The sequence below is a fragment of the Lyngbya sp. CCY1209 genome (assembly GCF_055795065.1).
Genome location: NZ_JAYFER010000061.1, coordinates 1 through 2,598 on the forward strand (window position 1 = coordinate 1; position 2,598 = coordinate 2,598).

Annotated in this window: 1 protein-coding gene and 1 pseudogene; both read left to right on the forward strand. The window is 56.7% G+C overall.

Going from position 1 to position 2,598, the window contains the following annotated elements; genetic code table 11:
- Window positions 1–146: 146 nt before the first annotated feature.
- A pseudogene (locus AC0QHF_RS00315) lies at window positions 147–1,310 on the forward strand (FAD-dependent oxidoreductase); the annotation flags it as partial.
- Between the two features lie 57 nt (window positions 1,311–1,367).
- A complete protein-coding gene (selD, locus tag AC0QHF_RS00320; protein ID WP_324702199.1) occupies window positions 1,368–2,408 on the forward strand; it encodes a selenide, water dikinase SelD in 1,041 nt (346 codons plus the stop codon).
- Window positions 2,409–2,598 lie beyond the last annotated feature (190 nt).

Genomic DNA, 2,598 nt, shown 5'->3' on the forward strand with positions numbered 1-2,598 from the left:
GAGGAGGGGAGAGGGAACCACAGAGGCACAGAGGACACAGAGAGGCGTTGTTTGTATTTGGATGTTAGTTCGTTGTGGCGCTTTAGCGCTTTTTAGACTGACTACTCAATTGACGCGATCGCACCTACTCTATTATACTAGAAATTATGCTATCCGTTCCCCCTGTAAAAGACCTGGTACTGATCGGCGGTGGCCACAGCCACGCGATCGCCCTCAAACAGTTGGCGATGAATCCCGTTCCGGGGTTGCGACTTACCCTGATCGCCGATGTTGTGCACACCCCCTATTCGGGGATGTTGCCGGGATATATTGCCGGCCTTTATAACTTCGATGACTGTCACATCGACCTGCGGCCGTTAGCCAATTTTGCCGAGGCGAGACTGTTCGTCGATCGCGCGATCGGACTCGACCTCGACGCCAACCGAGTTCGCTGTGAAAACCGCCCCCCGGTGCCCTTCGATTTTCTATCTATCGACATCGGCAGCACCCCCGCTACCCTCACCGTCCCCGGTGCGGAAGAACACGCGATCGCCGTCAAACCGATTTCAAAATTTCTCGCCATTTGGGATAAAATAGTCGCGGATGTCGTCAAAAATCCGGCCCAAAAAAGACGGTTCGCGATCGTCGGCGGGGGCGCGGGGGGAGTGGAATTAATTCTGGCCGTCCAAAGCCATTTGCACCGAATTTTTCGCCAAAGCGGACAGCCGGAAGACAACCTGGAATTGCACCTCTTTCAACGGGGCGATCGCCTCCTCCCCGAACGCCATCTGGGAGTTAGCCGGCGGGTTAAAAAAGTTCTCAGTCGCCGGGGAATCCAGTTGCACCTGGGAGAAACGGTAACGAAAATTGAGGGGGAAAATCCCCACCGGGTCGAGTGCAATTCGGGGTTTTCGGTGGAATGCGATCGCGTTTTTTGGGTGACGCAAGCCTCCGCCGCCCCCTGGTTGAAAGCATCGGGACTCGCCGTTAGCGATCGCGGTTTTATCCTCGTCGGCGATACCCTGCAATCCGTCTCCCACCCCCACATTTTTGCGGCTGGAGATGTCGCTACAATGACCAATCATCCCCGTCCGAAAGCGGGTGTTTTTGCCGTCCGCCAGGGGAAACCCCTCACCCAAAATCTGCGCCGGTTCGCCCTCGGACAATCCTTGAAACCCTACCGGCCCCAGAAGCAATTTTTAATCTTGATCGGCACCGGAGACGAACAAGCGATCGCGTCGCGGGGGTGGTTTCGCCTCGGCCCCCATCCGCTGATTTGGAAGTGGAAAGACCGCATCGATCGCGAATTTATGGATCGCTTCGATCGGCTATCCCCCCAGATGGAAACAAAAACCCAAAATCGCCCCCGGTTATCTTCCCCACCCCCCATGCGCTGTGCCGGTTGCGGGTCGAAAGTGGGCGGTTCGATCTTGGAAAATACCCTCAAAAAAATTCGGGCGGAAACGGATTTTCCCCAAAAAGACGGGATATTGATCGGACTCGATCGCGCCGACGACGCGGCCGTTTTGCAAGTTCCCGGCGAATCGGTTATGGTGCAAACCGTCGATTATTTTCGCGCCCCATTCGACGATCCATTTTTATTCGGAAAAATCGCCGCCAACCACAGCCTCAGCGACCTATTCGCGATGGGCGCATCCCCCCACAGCGCACTGGCGATCGCAACGTTGCCCTACGCGCCGCCGGAAAAAGTGGAAGACAGCCTCTATCAACTGCTTCTGGGGGCGGTGACGGTGTTGAACGAGGCGGGGGCCGTCCTCGTCGGCGGACACACCACGGAGGGCGAAGAAATGGCCTTCGGGCTCATGTGCAACGGGTTGGCGCGACCCGAGGATCTCCTCCGCAAAGGGGGAAGCGAACCCGGCCAGGTGTTGATTTTGACGAAGGCGTTGGGCACCGGAACCCTACTGGCGGCGGATATGCGGTTGCGGGCGAAGGGCCGCTGGGTCGAGGGTGCGATCGCGTCCATGCTGCGATCCAACGGGGCGGCGGTGGATGCGTTGCGGCGCCACGGCGTCACCGCCTGCACCGACATCACCGGCTTCGGATTACTCGGACATCTGATAGAAATGATACGCGGATCTCGGGTATCGGTGGAATTGAATTTATCCGCCCTGCCCATTTTGACCGGCGCCGAAGAAACCCTCGGTCAAAAAATCTACAGTTCGCTATTCCCAGAAAATCGACGTTGGGAAGGTGCGATCGCCAACCGAGAAGCCGTCAATTCCCATCCTTATTATACCCTATTATTCGACCCGCAAACTTCGGGGGGATTGTTGGCAGCAATCCCCGAAGATCGTGCGGATTCCTGTCTCGCCGATCTCCGAGATCTGGGTTATTCCGATAGTGCGATCGTCGGTCGAGTCCGGCCCGCCGGGGCGACGGGGGTTTCTCCGATAACGATTGTTTGAAGATATGGCGGGGACTCAGGTGGTGTGGTGAGTCACCCTCAAGTGATGGTATAATTGGGGTTTGAGTGCGATTCGTTCGGGAATGAAATAGGGCTGAAATGCCCGAAACAACCTCCCGGTAAGGTTTTCATCCCCTCGGATGAATATAAGGGGCGCACCCCTGACCAACCTTATAACTGTCTGTATGTTC

Excerpts from the sequence above, each read along its gene's own strand:
- selD (WP_324702199.1), top strand. The coding sequence starts at position 1,368 with ATGCGCTGTGCCGGTTGCGGGTCGAAAGTGGGCGGTTCGATCTTGGAA.